General features: G+C 63.4%; 1 protein-coding gene. It reads left to right on the top strand.

The genetic code is table 11. The features are described 5' to 3' along the window. Positions 1-105 precede the first annotated feature (105 nt). A partial coding sequence (locus tag G8O24_RS47090; protein WP_188108427.1) for an aldehyde dehydrogenase family protein occupies positions 106-489 on the top strand: 384 nt, incomplete at its 3' end.

Genomic DNA, 489 nt, shown 5'->3' with positions numbered 1-489 from the left:
GTGCTAGCGAGCGAATTAGCTGGTCCTCCTGTGGTAGGAGCGTGGTCTCTCCACGTGAACGTCGAACCCTGCCATAGCGTCGACACCCCGTCGTAGGGTTGTTTCATGATGACCAACGACCGTTCGCTCCCCTCCGATCTTCCCACCCAGTTGCTCATTGACGGAGAATGGGTGGACGCCGAGGCGTCCCGCACCTGCGACGTCATCAATCCCGCCTCCCAGAAGCCCCTCGTCGCCATCGCCGACGCCTCTGTTGACCAGGGCACTGATGCCCTTGACGCTGCTGTTCGCGCCCAGCACTCCTGGGCCGATACCGCCCCGCGGGAGCGTGCCGAAATCCTGCGCAAGCCCTTTAACCTCGTCACCGAGCGCAAGGATGACTTCGCCCGCCTCATGACCCTCGAGATGGGCAAGCCGCTCGCGGAGTCCTACGGCGAGGTCACGTATGGCTCCGAATTTCTGCGCTGGTTCTCGGAGGAGGCGGTACGC

Origin of the sequence: Bradyrhizobium campsiandrae (genome assembly GCF_014529705.1) — a bacterium.
Taxonomy (GTDB): Bacteria; Pseudomonadota; Alphaproteobacteria; order Rhizobiales; family Xanthobacteraceae; genus Bradyrhizobium; species Bradyrhizobium campsiandrae.
Note: the sequence above shows the minus strand (reverse complement) of the source record. Positions and strands in the feature narration are given on the sequence as shown.